This window comes from Streptomyces celluloflavus (genome assembly GCA_000720995.1).
Taxonomy (GTDB): Bacteria; Actinomycetota; Actinomycetes; order Streptomycetales; family Streptomycetaceae; genus Streptomyces; species Streptomyces celluloflavus.
The window spans coordinates 123,157-138,809 of sequence record JOEL01000013.1; the positions used below are offsets into that span (position 1 = coordinate 123,157).

Genomic DNA, 15,653 nt, shown 5'->3' on the forward strand with positions numbered 1-15,653 from the left:
GAAAGGTGGAGGGCGGGCTGCACCTTTCGATCCCGGCGAACCACTCCCCGGCGCGATGCCCGCGCCCCCGCCCGGAGGAGACGGTGGGACCAGCCGCCGGGCAGTGGGCCCGGCGCCGGAACCGAGGATGGCAGAGCCTGTGTTCGTCGCCTGGAGAGACCTGGGATTCGCCAAGGGCAGGTTCGCCCTGATGGGCAGCGTCATCGTGCTGATCACGGTGCTGGTCGGTCTGCTGTCGGGGCTGACCGCCGGCCTGGGCCGGGAGAACACCTCCGCGATCACCGCGCTCCCCGCCGACCATCTGGTGTTCTCGGCGCCCGCCGAGGGCGGCAAGGTCTCCTTCACCGACTCGCGGCTGCCGGAGGCGACGGTGCGGGACTGGTCGCGGGTGCCGGGCGTACAGCGTGCGGAGCCGCTGGGGATCGCCACGACGAAGGCGGAGGCGGGCCGCCGGACGGCCGCGGTGACCGCGTTCGGGGTGCGGCCCGGGTCGCCGCTGGCGCCGGCCGGTGCCGCGCTCGGGGAGGGCGAGGCGGTGCTGTCCGCGAAGGCCGCCGCGTCCCTGGGCGTATCGGCCGGCGGCACGCTCTCGCTGGGCGGCCGGATGGTCAAGGTCACGGCGGTGTCGGGCGCGGCGATGTACAGCCATACGCCGGTGGTCTGGGTCTCCCTCGACGCCTGGCGCAAGCTGCCCGGCGGCGCGGGCGGCGCGACCGTGCTCGCCCTGTCCACCACCGGGACGCCCGCCCTGGCGGACGCCGACAAGAAGCTCGGCACCGCGACCGTGACCTCCGACGACGCACTGCAGGCCATCGGCTCGTACACCGCGGAGCACGGTTCGCTGCAACTGATGCGCGGCTTCCTGTTCGCCATCTCCGCGCTGGTCATCGGCGCGTTCTTCACGGTGTGGACGATCCAGCGCAGCGGCGATGTCGCGGTGCTGAAGGCGCTGGGCGCCTCGACCGGCTACCTGCTGCGCGACGCGCTGGGCCAGGCCGTGGTGCTGCTGGTGATCGGCACCGGCCTGGGGACCGCCGTCGCGGCCGGGGTGGGCGCCGCGGTCGGCGGCACCGTGCCGTTCGTGCTGGACCCGTCCACCGTTCTGATCCCGGCCCTGATCATGATCGCGCTCGGTGCCGTCGGCGCCGCGCTGTCCATCCGCCGCATCACGTCCGTAGACCCGCTGACCGCCCTGGGAAGTGCCCGATGAGCCTGGAACTGACCGATGTCACCCTCACCTACCCCGACGGCGGCGCGCGGCTGACCGCGCTGGACAACGTCTCGCTCACCGTCCCGGCCGGCAGCATGACCGCGGTGATCGGCCCGTCCGGCTCCGGCAAGTCCAGTCTGCTGGCGGTGGCCGCGACGCTGATCACGCCGGACCGCGGCCGAGTGGTGATCGACGGCCGGGACACCGCGGGGCTGGGCCGCGCCGCGCTGACGGCGCTGCGCCGCACCACCATCGGCACGGTCTTCCAGCAGCCGAACCTGCTGCCGTCCCTGACGGCCGCCGAGCAGCTCCAGGTGATGGCGCACCTGGACGGCCGCTCGCCCCGCGCGGCCCGGCCGCGGGCGCTGGAGCTGCTGGCGGCGGTCGGCCTGGCCGAGCAGGCCGACCGCCGGCCGCACCAGCTGTCGGGCGGTCAGCGGCAGCGGATCAACATCGCGCGGGCGCTGATGAACGAGCCGGCGGTCCTCCTGGTGGACGAGCCGACCAGTGCGCTGGACCAGGAGCGCGGCGCCGCCGTGCTGGACCTGCTCACCGCGCTCACCCACCAGCGCGCGACCGCGACGGTGCTGGTCACCCACGACCGCTCCCATCTGGGCGCGGTGGACGAGGTCGTGGAGGTGCTGGACGGACGGCTCAGCTCGCCGCGGGACCATCCGCCGGTTCGTCGTCCGCCGCGTGCGAGAACAGCTTGAGGACCGGCACGCCGACCTTGTGCCGGGCGCGGGAGGCCCAGTCGCGGTGGAAGAACTCCTCGACGAAGTGCGGGGTGGTCAGCACGATCACCTCGTCCGCGCCCGTCTCGTCGACGACGGACCGCAGCAGGTCGAGCGGGTGGTCCTCGACCACCTGCCCGACGGCTTGCGCGCCCGTGTCACGCAGCTCCGCCAGGGTGTGCGCCAGCGCGACCTCGGCGGGGTGCGCCGCCTTCGCGCCCTCCGGCTCCCCGCCTTCCCGTACGGCCTCGTCGAACTCGCCGAGGGCGACGTCGTCGATCGCCCGCAGCAGGATGTCCTGCTTGCCGCGCGGCTGCATGAGGACGACGAAGGAGACCTGGTCGTCGCCGTGCAAAGTGGTCACAAACTCGACGTCGGCGGGCGTCAGAGGCTTCTCGATCATCAATACGCTCGTGAACACGACGGGCGCCCTTCTTCTCTTCTTCTGGACGCCGCGTGGCCCGGCGTCCGACAGAAACCGTCCTGCCCCGTCGCCACACAGGGCCTGTTGGCCTTAAGTGTGCCCAACGGAAGCTAAGCGGAACGAGTTATTCCGCTGATTGTCAGGACCGACGGTAGCGGGTGAACAGAAACCCGGCTTCCTCCAGTACGGATACGAGGGCGAACCGCTCCGGAACGGGGAGCGCGGGGCCGCCGGCGATCCGCTGCGCGTCCCCCGCGGCGACGAAGGGGGCCAGCGACAGGCACAGCTCGTCCAGCGCGCCGGCCGCCGCGAACTGCCCCAGGAGCGACGGCCCGCCTTCGGTGAGCAGCCGGGTGTGGCCCCGTTCGGCCAGTACCGCGGTCACCCGCGCCGGGTCGACGCCCGTGCCCTCGCCCGCGAACAGCACCTGCGCGCCCGCCTCCCGGGCCGCCCGCACCCGCTCCGGCGGGGCGCCCGTGCCGGTCAGTACGAGGGTCGGGGTGAGCGGCTCGGTGAACAGCGGCAGGGTGAGGTCCAGCTCCAGACCGGCGCTCACCACCGCGATGGCGGGGGCCGGGGCCTGCCCGGCGGCGGCCCGGCGGGCGGCGAACACCGCGCGGGCGCGGGCCGGCCGGTAGCCCTCCTGACGAACCGTTTCGGCACCGACCACCACGGCATCCGCGAGCCCCCGCAGCACCCCGAAGATCCGCATGTCGGCGGCGCCGGAGAGCGGCTGCGAGCGGCCGTCGTGATGGGCCGCGCCGTCCAGCGAGGAGACCATGTTGGCGCGCAGCCAGCCGGTGCGGCCGGCCCGCACCGGATCGTCCGCCGCCGGGTACGCGTAGGCGTCGGCCAGCTCGTCCGGTGTCCACTCGCGGTCCGCGGCCTCGGCGGCCGCCGGTCCCGGTGCGGGGTGCGCCGGGTGCTCCTCGGCGGCGCGGGCCGGTACGTGCGGGGCGGGAAGGGGGAACAGGCGTCGCATGGCGGCAGTGTGACATGCCTCGCTCACGGCTCGGGCGGCCGCGCACAGCGGCTAGGCTGGAGAGCTGTGTCACCTTCCGAACCCTCGTCACCGCAGCCCGCCCCGATATCCGGCCCGCCGGCCGACAGGAGCGGCGCGGCCCCCGCCGCGCTCACCGCGCGCGCCCCGCACGTACCGGCCGACCGTCTGGTCGCCGAGATGGTGCCGCCGCCGCGCTTCCAGGGCGCCCGCTTCGACACCTACCTCCCGGACCCGAACCAGGCCAGCCAGGCCGAGGCCGTCCAGGTCCTGAGCGCTTTCGCGGCGGGTATCGACGGCGGGGGCGGCCCGGCCAGGCGGCGCTGGTTCGCGAAGAGCCCCCGGAAGCCCGCGGCGCCCAAGGGCCCGCGCGGTGTCTATCTGGACGGCGGCTACGGCGTCGGCAAGACCCATCTGCTGGCCTCGCTCTGGCACGCCACCCCCGCCCCGCCCGAGCGCAAGGCGTTCGGCACCTTCGTCGAGCTGACGAACCTCGTCGGCGCGCTCGGCTTCCAGCAGACCATACGGACCCTCGGCGACCACCGGCTGCTGTGCATCGACGAGTTCGAGCTGGACGACCCGGGCGACACGGTCCTGGTCTCCACCCTGCTCGGCAAGCTGGTGGACTCCGGTGTGGCACTGGCCGCGACCTCCAACACACTGCCCGGCAAGCTCGGCGAGGGCCGGTTCGCCGCCGCCGACTTCCTGCGCGAGATACAGGGCCTGAGCGCCCACTTCCGGCCGCTGCGCATCGACGGCGAGGACTACCGCCACCGCGGCCTGCCCGAGGCGCCCGCCCCGTACGACACCGAGACCGTCATCCGCACCGCGCACCACACCCCCGGCGCCTCCCTCGACGACTTCCCCGCCCTGCTGGAGCACCTGTCCAAGGTCCACCCCAGCCGGTACGGCGCCATGTGCGACGGCATCCGGGCGGTCTGCCTCACCGACGTCCAGGCGGTGCCCGACCAGTCCACCGCACTGCGCCTGGTGGTCCTCGCCGACCGGCTCTACGACCGGGAGATACCGGTGCTGACCTCGGGCAAGGCTTTCGACGAGCTGTTCAGCGACGAGATGCTGCGCGGCGGCTACCGCAAGAAGTACTTCCGCGCGATATCCCGGCTGACGGCCCTGGCCCGCGACGCCGCCCCGCTGGCGGCCGGCTGACCCTCGGCCCGCCACGGCCGGGGGCGCCGCGCTCCCGGACACGGGCGCGCCGCCCGGTCGTCCCGTGCGGCGCGCCGGCGTCCGGCGGTCACCGGCCGGGTGCGGCGGCGTCCGCCGGCGCCAGCGCCGCCAGCCCCGCCGGCAGCGCCCCCGTGTGGATCACGCCCAGCCGCTGGGTCGCCCGGGTGAGCGCGACGTACAGGTCGCTCGTCCCGAACTCCCCCGGCTCCACCACGATCACCGAGTCGAATTCCAGGCCCTTGGCCTGCCGCGGGTCGATCAGCACCACGGGGCTGGTCAGATCCGGGGAGGCGCCGGCGGAGGCGGCCGGGAGGGCGGCGGAGAGCGCCGCGTGGCGGGCGCGCGGGGCGATCACCGCGAGACGGCCCGCCTCGCGGGTCTCCCGTGCGACGGCCCCGGCGACCGCGTCGGCGACCTCGTCGGTGCGGAGCGCCCAGGGGCGGGTGCCCGTGGAGCGGATCGAGCGCGGCGGCGCGAAGGAGGGGTCCGCGGACCGGGGTACCGCCGCCGCGATCTCCATGATCTCGGTCGGCGTACGGTAGTTGACGCCGAGCCGGACGTGGTGGCGGCGGTCGCCGACGTACGGCGCGAGGATCGTCTCCCACGCACCGCAGCCGCCCGGCTCCGAGGTCTGTGCGGGGTCGCCGACCAGGGTCATCGAGCGGGTCGGGCAGCGGCGCATCAGCAGCCGCCAGGCCATCGCGGACAGCTCCTGCGCTTCGTCCACGATGATGTGGCCGAAGGCCCAGGTGCGGTCGGCCGCGGCGCGTTCGGCGGCGCTGCGGTGGTCGGCCTCCTCCTGCCGGTCCGCGAGCCGTTCCGCATCGATCAGGTCGTGCGCGGCCAGCACCTCCGAATCCTCCTCGTCGCGGTCCTCGAACTCCTGGGTGCGGGAGCCGTAGGAGAGGTCGAGCACGCCCTGCGCGTAGGCGATCCGCTCCTGGCGCTCGGCCTCCGCCGCGGCGCGGGCCGCCGAATCGTCCTCGCCGAGGAGTTCGGCGGCCTCGTCGAGGAGCGGCACGTCCGCCGGGGTCCATGCGCCGCCGGTCCGCCGGATCGCGTCCGCGTCGGCGTCCGGGAGGTGGACCGGGTCGGCGAGGAAGTCCGCGACCAGTTGCTGCGGGGTGAGGGCGGGCCACAACTCCGCGATGGCGTCGTACACTTCGGGGCTCGCCGCGATCGTCTTGCCGAGCTGGGCGATGTCGTCGGGGCCGAGGAGGTTGGGCCCGCCGTACGGGTCCGCGCCGATCCGCCCGGCCAGCTGCGCGGTGAGCGCGTCGATGACGTGGAACGCGAAGTACGGGCGGGCGAGGTTGTGCGGCAGCCTCGTCTCGCGCGCCCGGCGCCGCGCCTCGTACACCGTGTCCGCGTCCAGCCGCAGTTCGCCGTCCTCGTGGTCGATCACGGTCTCGGGGCCGGGCAGGATCTGCCGGTCCCGCACGAAGCGCGCCAGCGCGTCCGCCATCGCCGCACCGCCCTTGACCGCAGCGGCCCCTGCGGTGTCGGTCCCGGTCGGGGTCACGCCCGGGAAGAGCTCGCCGGGCGTGGCGAGCAGGACACCCGTCTCGCCGAGCGCGGGCAGCACCTCCTCGATGTAGCGGAGGAACGCCGGATTGGGCCCGACGATCAGCACGGCACGGCGGGCCAGCTGCGCACGGTGCGCGTACAGCAGATACGCGGCGCGGTGCAGCGCGACGACGGTCTTGCCGGTGCCGGGGCCGCCCTCCACGACGAGGACGCCGTCGTGCGGGGCGCGGATGATCCGGTCCTGCTCGGCCTGGATGGTCTGCACGATGTCGTGCATACGGCCGGTGCGCGCCGCGTCCAGCGAGGCGAGCAGTACGGCGTCCGCGTCGGCGCCCTCGTGCCCGGTGCGTACGGCGTCGGCGAGGTCCAGGATCTCGTCGTGCAGGGCGGTGACCCGCCGGCCCTCGGTCGTGAGGTGACGCCTGCGGCGCAGCCCCATCGGGGTGTGCCCGGTGGCCAGGTAGAACGGGCGGGCGACCTCGGCCCGCCAGTCGATGACCAGCGGAGTACGGTCCGTGTCGTCGCGCCGGATGCCGAGTCGGCCGATGTGGTGATCGCGGCCGTCACGGAATACCAGCCGGCCGAAGCAGAGCCCGTTCTCCCCGGCGTCGAAGGCGGCCAGCAGTCCGGCCTGCTCGCTCACCAGCACATCGCGCTCCAGCCGCGCCTGGGCATTGTTCCCCGCCGACGGCAGGGCCTCCCGCACCGCCGTCTCGGCCCCGGCCCGCAGTTCGGCGAGGCGCCCGTGGAGCAGATCGAGGAATTCCTGCTCGCGCCGCAATTCCCCGTCCGGCATTCTCTTGTTTGACAACTCAACCCCGCTCGGATAGAATTCGAAATGAAGCTGGATATGTGTTCCGATTCCATCGGGCACAGAAGACTTCAATATACGCAGAGAAATACCCCGGCCGTCAATTCGGTCCGGGGTATTTCTTTTTCTGCCGGGCTACGGGGCCGGGCGCCGGTGCCCGGCCCCGCGAGCTCCGGGAAGTGTCCGCGCTGCGGCCGCCGGGGCTTCCTCAGCCGAGCAGCTCGGCCGGCCGGTCGGCCTGCCGCTCCACGGTCCCCGGCGGGTTCCTTGGGTGCTCGGCGTCGTCGAGGGCGAGCAGGAACAGTCAGACAAGGGCGAGGAGTCTGCGGCACTCCCCCAGCCGCGCGCGTTCGGCGGCCGTCAGATCGAACCGGTCCAGGAAGGACACGACGTCGAGGGGCCGATCCACCCAACTGGCCACGTGTTCCGTGATCTCGGCCAGTTCGAAGGCGCGGTCGCTGAGACCGGAGTCCTCGAAGTCGACGACCCGTACGCGCGAGCCGTCCCAGCGGACAAGGACCGCACCGGCGCGGGCATCGGCATCCGCATCCCCGTCCGCCGCCCAAGAGGCAAGTCCGAACAAGCACTTCACGTCGACACCCCGCATGTTCAACACTCTGCTGCGGCACGTGCGAGCCCTCGGAGACACACCACCGCCGAACTTGAGCAGCGATGGCGCGCCCTCCAGCACGTCACGCTCAGCCCCAGCCGGATCGGCGACATCGCACGCGCCGCCCTGGTCCTCAACCGAATCTGGAAGTGATCGCTGCTGAAGGAGCACGGCAGTCCGTGGATTGATTCGGGTGCCCGTCGCGGCCAGGAGCTTATGCTTCTCGGCCATGCCTACCCACGCAGAGATAGTCGGCCTGGCCCTGGACCGGATCACGGCCGGATACGTCTTCCCCCAGCGAGCCTTGGAGATCAACAGCGCGATCCGGAGCCGGCTCGCCGCCGGGGCGTACAACACGCTGAGCGGCCCCGCGCTCTGCGAGGCCCTGACCGCCCACCTGCAGGAGGTCTGCCCGGACAAGCATCTGAGGCTGCTCTGGCAGGATGAGCCGCAGTCCATGGATCCGGCGGACGAGGATGAAGGCCGGGCGGCCTTCCTCGCCATGCTGAGGGCCGAGAACCAGGGCGTCCGCCGCTTCGAGCACCTCAAGGGCAACGTCGGCCATCTCGACATCCGGCGGATCGCCGACGCCGGCGAGGGCGCCCGCGCGATCGGTGCGGCGATGGAACTGGTCGCCCACACCAGTGCGCTCATCCTCGATCTGCGTGAGTGCCGCGGTGGCTCACCCGAGGGCGCCGCCATGTGGTGCAGCTACTTCTTCCCTGACGACCAGGTGCACCTCAACGACATCTACGAGCGCTCCACCGGCTCCACCCGCCAGTACTGGACCGCCTCGCATCTGCCCGCGCCGCGCTACCTCGACCGCCCGGTGTACGTACTCACCAGTGCCATCACCTTCTCGGGCGGGGAGGACGTGGCGTACACCCTGCAGGCGCACGGGCGCGCTGTTCTCGTCGGCGAAACGACCCGCGGTGGTGCTCACCCGACCGCCCGGCACCCGGTGACGGAACACATCACCATCACCGTGCCGACCGCCCGGACGATCAGCACCGTCACCGGGACCAACTGGGAGGGCGTGGGCGTGGTGCCGGACCTGGCCGCCACCTCGGAGCAGGCGCTGGAGGCGGCACACAAGGACGCGCTGCGACGCGCAGCGTAGCTGTTCCGGCGTAACCGTCCATCCGGGGATGACGGGGACTCAGCATTCCGTTGGGAAACCCCCATTGACCGCGTTCGAACACTGCGCCGCAGAGTCCCTGGAGGCCGGTAGCGTGCCCCGAGTGATCGTGCCCATCGTCGGGCGAGCGCCCCACGGCCGCCGGGCGAGCGGCTGCTGCACCGCCTGGCCGCCGCGGACGCCGGGATCGCGTTCGCGTCCGGTCCACGGTGACGGTCGGACCGGTCCCATGGGGTGACTTCGGCGTCAGATCGTGCTCTCGGCCGTCCTCAGGACGGCTCGTCCGTCCCTGCGGCTGCATCGCCGTCGACGTGGTGGGCAAGGTATTCCTGGAGCTCGCGGTGCCGGAACTGGTAGGCGATTCCCGCGACCCGGATCAGCCCGGCGCCGTAGCACCAGTGGAGGAACCGGCCCAGCCGCCAGGGGAGCGGTCGGCTGCCCCAGCGGCGCGTACACAGCAACAAGGCCATGTACCGAACGCTCGCCATCCCCCTGTTCCCGGTGGAGAGCCCCGCCCTGAGCCCGTCCATCAGCACACTCGCGAGTGTGATCACGACCGCGACGGTGACCACGGACACGACTCCGACCATGAGCCCGAATACCAGGCTGAACACGAGCCCGAACACGAGGAACGTCGAGAGCGAGTACAAGAGCCAGGCGGCGAGATCGTTCCGTACGACGCCGTTGGGATCCATGACCCCCGGGGTCCCGTGACGGGCAAGTCCGGTCACGAGCCCCGTTGTGGCACCTACCGTGAGCCCGAACGCCAGGCCGTACACGGGCCCGATCGTGATGGCGGACACGGCTCCGGCCGCGGTCGCGGACGCGAGCGCGAGCACGAATGCCCTGGCGAAGTGGCGCCGGCCGACAGGAGTACGCAGTCGCTCCAGATCCATGCGGACCGGTTGCGGCCAGACGTCCCTCCAAGCCGTGTATGTCGTCAGCACGCCGCCCAGGGCGACAACGCCCACGATGAAAAACATGATCAAGGAAGTGCCGGTGGGCGGCAGCAAGAGGAAAAGCACCGCCCAGCCCACCATGGATACTGCCGCGACCAGTGCGGCGCTGACGGCTCGGGGCAGGCGGGTGCCGGCCAGCGGCCATAACTCGTGCAGGACGATGTCGGTGCCCGACAGCAGCCGCCCGCCCACCTGTTGGCCAGTGGTCGCGTTCTGCTGCAGGTAGGCGGCAAGCATGGCGAGCCAGGCTCGGACGTCGTCGGTGGTGTAGGTGGCGCCGCGAGGAGCCGGACACTGGGCGGCAACAGTGGGGATGAACAGCCCCAGCAGGTGCTTCCCGACCGCCTCCGAGGTGTCCAGGGCCAAGCCGGGCAGGGATTGCGGATGACGCCGATAGGTACCGTCGGGCAGGCGCTCTTCGTAGACGGTCACCGCCAGCGTAAGCCGCCAAGGGGTGGACAGCCCGGCAGCCAGCGGCCCGTGCGGGTCCTGTGCCAATGCCTCCCGCACCCGGCTCCAACGCGCTGGGTCGTCGACCCGGTCACCGATAAACCGTTGCACCGAATCCGGATCGCACGGGCGGATCTCCACCCGTGCGGCGTCGTGGGCCCACACTCCCTCCGCTGCCAGCGCCTCGTGGACCCGGCTGCGGCAGGTCAGCACCAGCCCCGCTTTGCCCGTGGACTGCTGGTAGGCGTTGAAGGCGCGCACCGCCCGGCCCGCTCGGGAGGCGTAGCCGGGATCGGGATCGGTGTCCATCTCGTCCAAGCCGTCGAGCACCGGCAGCACCCGGCGGGCCTTCACCAACGCCTCGGCCGCCGCCACGGACAGGCGGTAGGCGTCGACCAGGTGGCGGGCGATCCACTCGTCCACCGGCTGGTCGGTGTCCCACGAGGCCAAGGACAACCGCACCGGCACCGGGTCTTCCCCGGTGCGGGTCTCCAGGAGACGGAGCATCAACTGCACGGCCAGCACTGTCTTGCCCGCCCCCGGTGCACCGGTGATCACCAGTCGGCGCGGCCGCAGGAGCCGGTAGTACTCCGCCACCTCTTTCAGCCGCCCCTCCGGACCGGCGTCATCCGCGTTGTGCGTGGGAGCAGGACGGAAGGTGAACCGGATATCAATGGTCTTGTCATGGTCACCCAGCAGTTGCCGCCCCGCCGCACGCTCGGCGTCCAGCACCTCCACGGCCAGCCGCTCCGCCACGTCCGCCGGCGCGGCTTCCTGCCAGCGCAGGGAGCGAACAGTGAGCCACCCGGTCCACACACCGACCGCCAGCGCAGCCAGACCGACAGCCATCCCCACAGGATCGACATCGCCCACCACGGCCCCGGGAAACGTCCGCCCACTGATCGCGACCGCCGCCCCGAGCAGGAGCGCGGTGACCGCCCCGAAGCCGAACGCCCCACCTCGTTTCCCCGTCATGAAGAGTCATGATGGCGCGCACACCTGGGTGCAGCTACACGGGCTGATCGCCTTCCCCCCCAAAGGAAACCGCCTCGCGAGACCGCACCCTGATCCTCAGGGCCGCCGCCGAGGCGATCCGCACCAGACGCGGCCTCGGGCGGTGCAGCACTTCGCCGTCGGCCGCCTGGGCTTGACGCGGGCCGGGCCGGACGAACCCCGCGACAGCCGCGGGGCCAGGGCGGCGGGACGGGAGCCCCGCGTGCCGTCACGGCGCACGGTGGTCACCTCCGAGGCCGGTGGCCGGTCGTACGCCGGGAACTACGGCGCGGCGGTCGGCCGGGCGCAGGCCGGCGGCGTCCGTACGCCGGCGGGGCCGCCCCTCAACCGGAGCAGGCGCCGCGCTGGGCCTCCTGCCATTCGCACACGGGGCACAGGACGGCACCGGGCTGTGCGACGCCGTACTCGGTGGGCGCACCGCACAGGACGCAGTCCGCGAAGGGCGGCCCGGCGGCCGGGGCGCTATCGGTGGGGTGGCCGGTGGGGGCGGGCGGCGCGTAGCACTCGTCCGTACCGTCCGTGTGAGCTGGCATGCCCCGACCCTACGCCCGGCGTCCGGTGTCAGCCGCGGCGGGAACTGAGCGCGCAGGTGGCCGCGGTGGCGGCGGCCGCGATCAGGGCGGTGGCGGCGAAGGGCAGCCAGGGGACGGTGATCGTGCCGTCCGCGGAGCCGGTGACCAGGCCCGTCACCGCGGCGTTGGCGGGCGAGGCGCCCAGGACGAGCAGCAGCAGCGCGGCGACCAGCCCGGCCGGGACGGCCGAGGCGGTGCTGCGCAGCACCGGCCGGTTGCACAGCGCGCCGATCGCGATGCCCAGCAGCACACAGGCGAGCGCGGCGAGCAGCCCGGCGACGGTCGCGGGCAGCACCGGCACGGCGACCCGGTGGTCGGCGGAGTGCGGATCGGACCGCAGCAGGACGTAGGCCGCGCCCCCCAGCGCGAGGAGCAGCGCGGCGCCCGCCGCGGTCAGCACGGCGGCGAGGTGGACGCGGCCGGGCCCGGCGGTGGCCGCGGCGCAGTGCCGGGCGGCCGGCGGCTCGATGGTGACGCAGATCCGGGTCAGCCACACGGCGATGGGCAGCAGTCCGGCGGCGGCCCAGCCGTACGCGTCGAGGATCGGGGCGCCGGACTGGATGCCGAGGGCCAGGAAGGCGGCGTACCCGAGGACCGGCGGCAGCCAGCGGTGCGAACCGGCGAACAGGGCCGCCTGGTAGCGGAGGAGAGCGATCACGGCAGCGGAGCCTCGTCGGGGTCGGGGTCGGGGTCGGTGCCGGGATGGATCACCGAGCGGATGTGCCAGGGTGGGCGGGCGGTGAGCAGGGCGCGCAGCAGCGCGTCGGAGTGGACGGCCGGGACGGTGAGGCGGGCCGTACCGTCCGCGCCCACCGTGACCTCGGGGTGGCCCGGCAGCTCCGCCGCACCGGGGACCAGGCCCGTCGGCCGGGTGGCCGGTTCGTGCGCGGCGGTCCGTACGGGCGGCTCGGCGGCCGGTCCGGACCACGGCGCGCTCCCCGGTGGGCCCACCGCCTCGATGACGACCCGGGGACCGGCCGCGGCCGTCGCGTCCGCCGCCGTGCCGCCCGCCGTGGTCAGCAGCCGCCCGTCCGCGATCCGGTAGTGCGCGTCGGCGAGGCCCGCCAGGCGGCGCGGGTCGTGGTCGACGAAGACGACCGTGCCGCCGTCCGCGATCCGCTCGGCGACCGCGCGGTCGAGGACCTCGCGCGCGGCCGGGTCCAGACCGGTCCAGGCTTCGTCCAGGACGAGGAGCCGGGGCTCGGCGAGCAGCGCCTGGGCGACCGCGACCTTCTGGCTGGTGCCTTTGGACAGCTTGGCCAGCGGCGTACCGGCGTGCCCGGCCGCCCCGAAGCGGGCGAGCCACTCGGTGGCGCGGCGGGCCGCCTCGGGGCCGCGCAGACCATGGACGCGTCCGAGGTGGGTGAGGTAGCCGAGGGCGGTGAACGGCAGCGCGGCCGGGAAGCGTTCGGGTACGTACGCGGTGCGCGGGCGGCCGGTGATCCGCCCGGTGGTGGGGCTGTCGATCCCGGCGAACAGGCGCAGCAGGGTCGACTTGCCGCTGCCGTTGGAGCCCTCGACGCGCAGCAGCGCGCGGCCCGGTACGTCGAGCCGCACATCCCGCAGCACCCAGGGCCCGCGCACCCCGTAACGCCGCCCGACCCCGTCCAGCCTCATAGGTCCCCCACCGTCCCCCACTCCCCTTGCTCCCCGGCTCCCCGGGGTTCCGCGGCGCCGCGCGGGCAGTGCCTCCCGCGCCACCGGCCAACGTACCGGCGCGGCCGCGGCGGTGTCAGTGGCGGCTGGCAGACTTGACCGGGTGACCAGCACTGAGACCACCGGCCCCGTAGACCCGGGCAGTTCCCGCACGTCCGGCACCTCCGGCGCCCCGGGTGGCCGCCCCGGTCCGACGAGCGCCGACAGCCCGTTCCACCATGAGGAGACCGACCGGGACGCGGCGCCGCAGTTCGTGCTGCCGCTGGTCGCGCGGATGGAGCGGGCCGAACCGCCGGCCCGTACGGACGCGCTGGAGACGGCGGCGCGGGCGGTGCTCGTGCTGCTGTCGGACGAGCGGGCGCACGGCACGGGCGAATGGGCCGAGGCGGTCCGGGACTGGGAGGACGCCCGGATCCGCAAGGTGGTGCGGCGGGCTCGCGGCGCGGAGTGGCGGCGGGCCGAGGCGCTGCCGGGTATCACGGTGACCGGCCGCCACGCCGAGGTGCGGGTCTTCCCGCCGGTGCCGCTGGACGGCTGGCCCAAGGACCTGGCCCGGCTCCAGGTCTCGGGGACGGAACTGGACGATCCGGAACCGCCCGCGGCGCCCGCCGCCGACCGGCCGGTGCTGTGGCTCCACCCCGGGCTGGGCATGTCGACCGGCAAGGAGATGGCGCAGGTCGGGCATGGCGCGCAGCTCGCGTGGTGGGAGCTGTCCGACGACGAGCGGGCGGCCTGGCGCGCGGCCGGACTCCCGCTGTCCGTACGGTCCGCGGAGCCGTCGGCCTGGGAGGCGCTGACCCGCAGCGGACTGCCCGTGGTGCGCGACGCCGGGTTCACGGAGATCGCCCCCGGGCCGACTGTCGTGGTGGAGGGGGCGCATCGAGTCGGTTCTCTCCCGCGCGTACGGCAGCCGTAGGGGGTGTCCGACGGGGCGTAGGGCGTGGCCGGCGGGGCGGTGACGGGCCGGGCCGGTGCCACCGGCTCCGTCGCGCCCGCACTCCTGGCGCCGCCACCGCGGCCAGAGTGTCCCCGCCCCGTTCCCCATCGGCTGAGCGCGCCCCGGGGGGTAGCCCTACCCGTCACCGGGCGGGTAGCAGGATCGCCCCGAACGATCACCTACGGAAATGCTGGGTCCAGCACATACCGCTGGTTACCCAATGATTCCGTAGGAGTTGGCTCGTGCGTGAGCAGGCATGGCAGAGGTTCCGTTCTTCCGGGCGGCGGGGCGGCCGTCGCAGAGCCGTGCCGGCCGTGGTGGCGGTGGCCGCGGGTGTCATGACGATGGGCGCCCTGGCGCCGCCCGCGGCGTCCGCCGCCGCCCGGCCGGACTCCGTCCAGCAGGGCCTGAACGCGCTGGTGCACGCCGACGGCATGCCCGCCGCACTGGCGAGCGTCCAGGACCGCGGAGGCCGCACCCATACCTACACCGCGGGCGTCGGCGACCTGGCCACCGGCTCGAAGGTGCCCACGGACGGGCAGGTGCGGATCGGCAGCAACACCAAGGTGTTCACCGCGGTGGTCATGCTGCAACTGGTCGGTGAACGGAAGATCCGTCTCGACGCCACCGTCGACACCTATCTGCCGGGCCTCGTCCGCGGGGACGGGATCGACGGACGCCGCATCACCGTCCGCCATCTCCTCCAGCAGACCAGCGGACTGCCCAACTACACCGAATACGACCTTCAGCTCCGGCACTACGAACCCCGCGAACTCCTCGGCATCGCGCTCCGGCACAAGGCCCACTTCGACCCCGGGAAGAAGTGGGAGTACAGCAACACGAACTACGTGCTGGCCGGTCTGATCATCCAGAAGGTCACCGGCCGGCCCGTCGCCAAGGAGATCGACCAGCGCATCATCAAACCCGTCGGGCTGCGCCACACCTACTTCCCCGCCCCCGGTGACACGACCATCCGGGAACCCCATCCCAAGGGCTACGACAGGGATTCGGCGGACGCGCCGCCGCGCGACATCACGGAGATGGACCCCTCCTGGGCCTGGGCGGCAGGTCAGATGATCTCCACCAACTCCGACCTCAACCGGTTCTTCACCGCGCTCCTCGGCGGCCGCCTCCTTCCGCCGGCCCAGCTCGCCCAGATGCGTACCACCGTGCCCGCCGACTACTTCGGCGACGGCGCCCGCTACGGGCTGGGGCTGGTGAGCAAGCCGCTGTCGTGCGGCGGTGTCTACTGGGGCCACGGCGGCAGCTTCCCGGGATACGAGACCCGGGGCGGAGTCACCGCCAAGGGCCGCGCCGCCAACATCGCGGTGACCATCCAGCCGGCCGACAAGACGGCCATGGAGCGTGTCGAGAAGGTCGTGGACACGGCCCTGTGCGCCCGCTGAACCACGCCGGTTAGGGA

Annotated in this window: 14 protein-coding genes; 6 read left to right on the forward strand and 8 right to left on the reverse strand. The window is 73.3% G+C overall.

All coding sequences use genetic code 11. From position 1 onward, the window contains the following. Window positions 1-139 precede the first annotated feature (139 nt). Together IH09_RS14625 and IH09_RS14630 are read left to right on the forward strand one after the other, a co-directional pair. Window positions 140-1,210: an ABC transporter permease gene (locus IH09_RS14625; protein ID WP_052856663.1), complete on the forward strand. Its 1,071-nt coding sequence runs from the start codon at window positions 140-142 to the stop codon at window positions 1,208-1,210. Beyond that, entirely contained in the window at window positions 1,207-1,923 is a 717-nt protein-coding gene (locus IH09_RS14630) for an ABC transporter ATP-binding protein (RefSeq protein ID WP_052856664.1), read from the forward strand. The genes IH09_RS14625 and IH09_RS14630 overlap by 4 nt, the downstream gene beginning before the upstream one ends. Here IH09_RS14630 and IH09_RS14635 read toward each other — a convergent pair. Further along, entirely contained in the window at window positions 1,865-2,347 is a 483-nt protein-coding gene (locus tag IH09_RS14635) for an indole-3-glycerol phosphate synthase (protein ID WP_094792260.1), read from the reverse strand. The genes IH09_RS14630 and IH09_RS14635 overlap by 59 nt on opposite strands. A gap of 160 nt (window positions 2,348-2,507) precedes the next feature. After that, window positions 2,508-3,350 (reverse strand): dihydrofolate reductase family protein, encoded by an 843-nt coding sequence (locus IH09_RS14640; RefSeq protein ID WP_052856666.1) that lies wholly within the window; start codon window positions 3,348-3,350, stop codon window positions 2,508-2,510. 66 nt (window positions 3,351-3,416) lie between these two features. Between IH09_RS14640 and zapE the strand changes: the two genes are divergently transcribed. Further along, entirely contained in the window at window positions 3,417-4,535 is a 1,119-nt protein-coding gene (gene zapE, locus IH09_RS14645) for a cell division protein ZapE (protein WP_052856667.1), read from the forward strand. Window positions 4,536-4,623: 88 nt separating this feature from the next. Here zapE and IH09_RS14650 read toward each other — a convergent pair whose 3' ends face one another. After that, on the reverse strand, window positions 4,624-6,879 hold the full coding sequence (locus IH09_RS14650) for a HelD family protein (protein WP_190233291.1): 2,256 nt from the start codon (window positions 6,877-6,879) through the stop codon (window positions 4,624-4,626). 319 nt (window positions 6,880-7,198) lie between these two features. Further along, window positions 7,199-7,501, reverse strand: a complete 303-nt coding sequence (locus tag IH09_RS14655) for a hypothetical protein (RefSeq protein ID WP_190233292.1) — start codon at window positions 7,499-7,501, stop codon at window positions 7,199-7,201. Between the two features lie 232 nt (window positions 7,502-7,733). Here IH09_RS14655 and IH09_RS14660 point away from each other — a divergent pair, with 232 nt between their 5' ends. After that, window positions 7,734-8,624, forward strand: a complete 891-nt coding sequence (locus IH09_RS14660) for a S41 family peptidase (RefSeq protein WP_052856668.1) — start codon at window positions 7,734-7,736, stop codon at window positions 8,622-8,624. Window positions 8,625-8,911: 287 nt separating this feature from the next. On the opposite strand, the gene IH09_RS14665 is transcribed toward IH09_RS14660, so the two are convergent. The 4 genes from IH09_RS14665 to IH09_RS14675 form a co-directional block, all read right to left on the reverse strand. Then, a complete protein-coding gene (locus IH09_RS14665; protein ID WP_052856669.1) occupies window positions 8,912-11,026 on the reverse strand; it encodes an NACHT domain-containing protein in 2,115 nt (704 codons plus the stop codon). 362 nt (window positions 11,027-11,388) lie between these two features. Beyond that, window positions 11,389-11,598, reverse strand: a complete 210-nt coding sequence (locus IH09_RS37195; RefSeq protein ID WP_110952296.1) for a hypothetical protein — start codon at window positions 11,596-11,598, stop codon at window positions 11,389-11,391. Window positions 11,599-11,626: 28 nt separating this feature from the next. Beyond that, a complete protein-coding gene (locus IH09_RS14670; RefSeq protein ID WP_052856670.1) occupies window positions 11,627-12,295 on the reverse strand; it encodes a hypothetical protein in 669 nt (222 codons plus the stop codon). Beyond that, the gene (locus IH09_RS14675; RefSeq protein WP_052856671.1) at window positions 12,292-13,254 is read right to left on the reverse strand and encodes an ATP-binding cassette domain-containing protein; all 963 of its coding nucleotides are present in this window, start codon (window positions 13,252-13,254) and stop codon (window positions 12,292-12,294) included. Before IH09_RS14675 ends, IH09_RS14670 begins: the two co-directional genes overlap by 4 nt. A 142-nt stretch (window positions 13,255-13,396) precedes the next feature. On the opposite strand from IH09_RS14675, the gene IH09_RS14680 reads away from it, so the two are divergent. Beyond that, window positions 13,397-14,209: an aminoacyl-tRNA hydrolase gene (locus IH09_RS14680; RefSeq protein WP_052856672.1), complete on the forward strand. Its 813-nt coding sequence runs from the start codon at window positions 13,397-13,399 to the stop codon at window positions 14,207-14,209. A 263-nt stretch (window positions 14,210-14,472) separates the two neighbouring features. Continuing rightward, a complete protein-coding gene (locus IH09_RS14685) occupies window positions 14,473-15,636 on the forward strand; it encodes a serine hydrolase domain-containing protein (RefSeq protein ID WP_052856673.1) in 1,164 nt (387 codons plus the stop codon). Window positions 15,637-15,653 lie beyond the last annotated feature (17 nt).

What these genes read in the sequence shown, in the direction of transcription:
- IH09_RS14630 (WP_052856664.1), top strand. Translation starts at nt 1,207, where the DNA reads ATGAGCCTGGAACTGACCGATGTCACCCTCACCTACCCCGACGGCGGC.
- IH09_RS14635 (WP_094792260.1), bottom strand. Translation starts at nt 2,347, where the DNA reads ATGATCGAGAAGCCTCTGACGCCCGCCGACGTCGAGTTTGTGACCACT.
- IH09_RS14640 (WP_052856666.1), bottom strand. Translation starts at nt 3,350, where the DNA reads ATGCGACGCCTGTTCCCCCTTCCCGCCCCGCACGTACCGGCCCGCGCC.
- IH09_RS14650 (WP_190233291.1), bottom strand. Translation starts at nt 6,879, where the DNA reads ATGCCGGACGGGGAATTGCGGCGCGAGCAGGAATTCCTCGATCTGCTC.
- IH09_RS14655 (WP_190233292.1), bottom strand. Translation starts at nt 7,501, where the DNA reads ATGCGGGGTGTCGACGTGAAGTGCTTGTTCGGACTTGCCTCTTGGGCG.
- IH09_RS14660 (WP_052856668.1), top strand. Translation starts at nt 7,734, where the DNA reads ATGCCTACCCACGCAGAGATAGTCGGCCTGGCCCTGGACCGGATCACG.
- IH09_RS14665 (WP_052856669.1), bottom strand. Translation starts at nt 11,026, where the DNA reads ATGACGGGGAAACGAGGTGGGGCGTTCGGCTTCGGGGCGGTCACCGCG.
- IH09_RS37195 (WP_110952296.1), bottom strand. Translation starts at nt 11,598, where the DNA reads ATGCCAGCTCACACGGACGGTACGGACGAGTGCTACGCGCCGCCCGCC.
- IH09_RS14675 (WP_052856671.1), bottom strand. Translation starts at nt 13,254, where the DNA reads ATGAGGCTGGACGGGGTCGGGCGGCGTTACGGGGTGCGCGGGCCCTGG.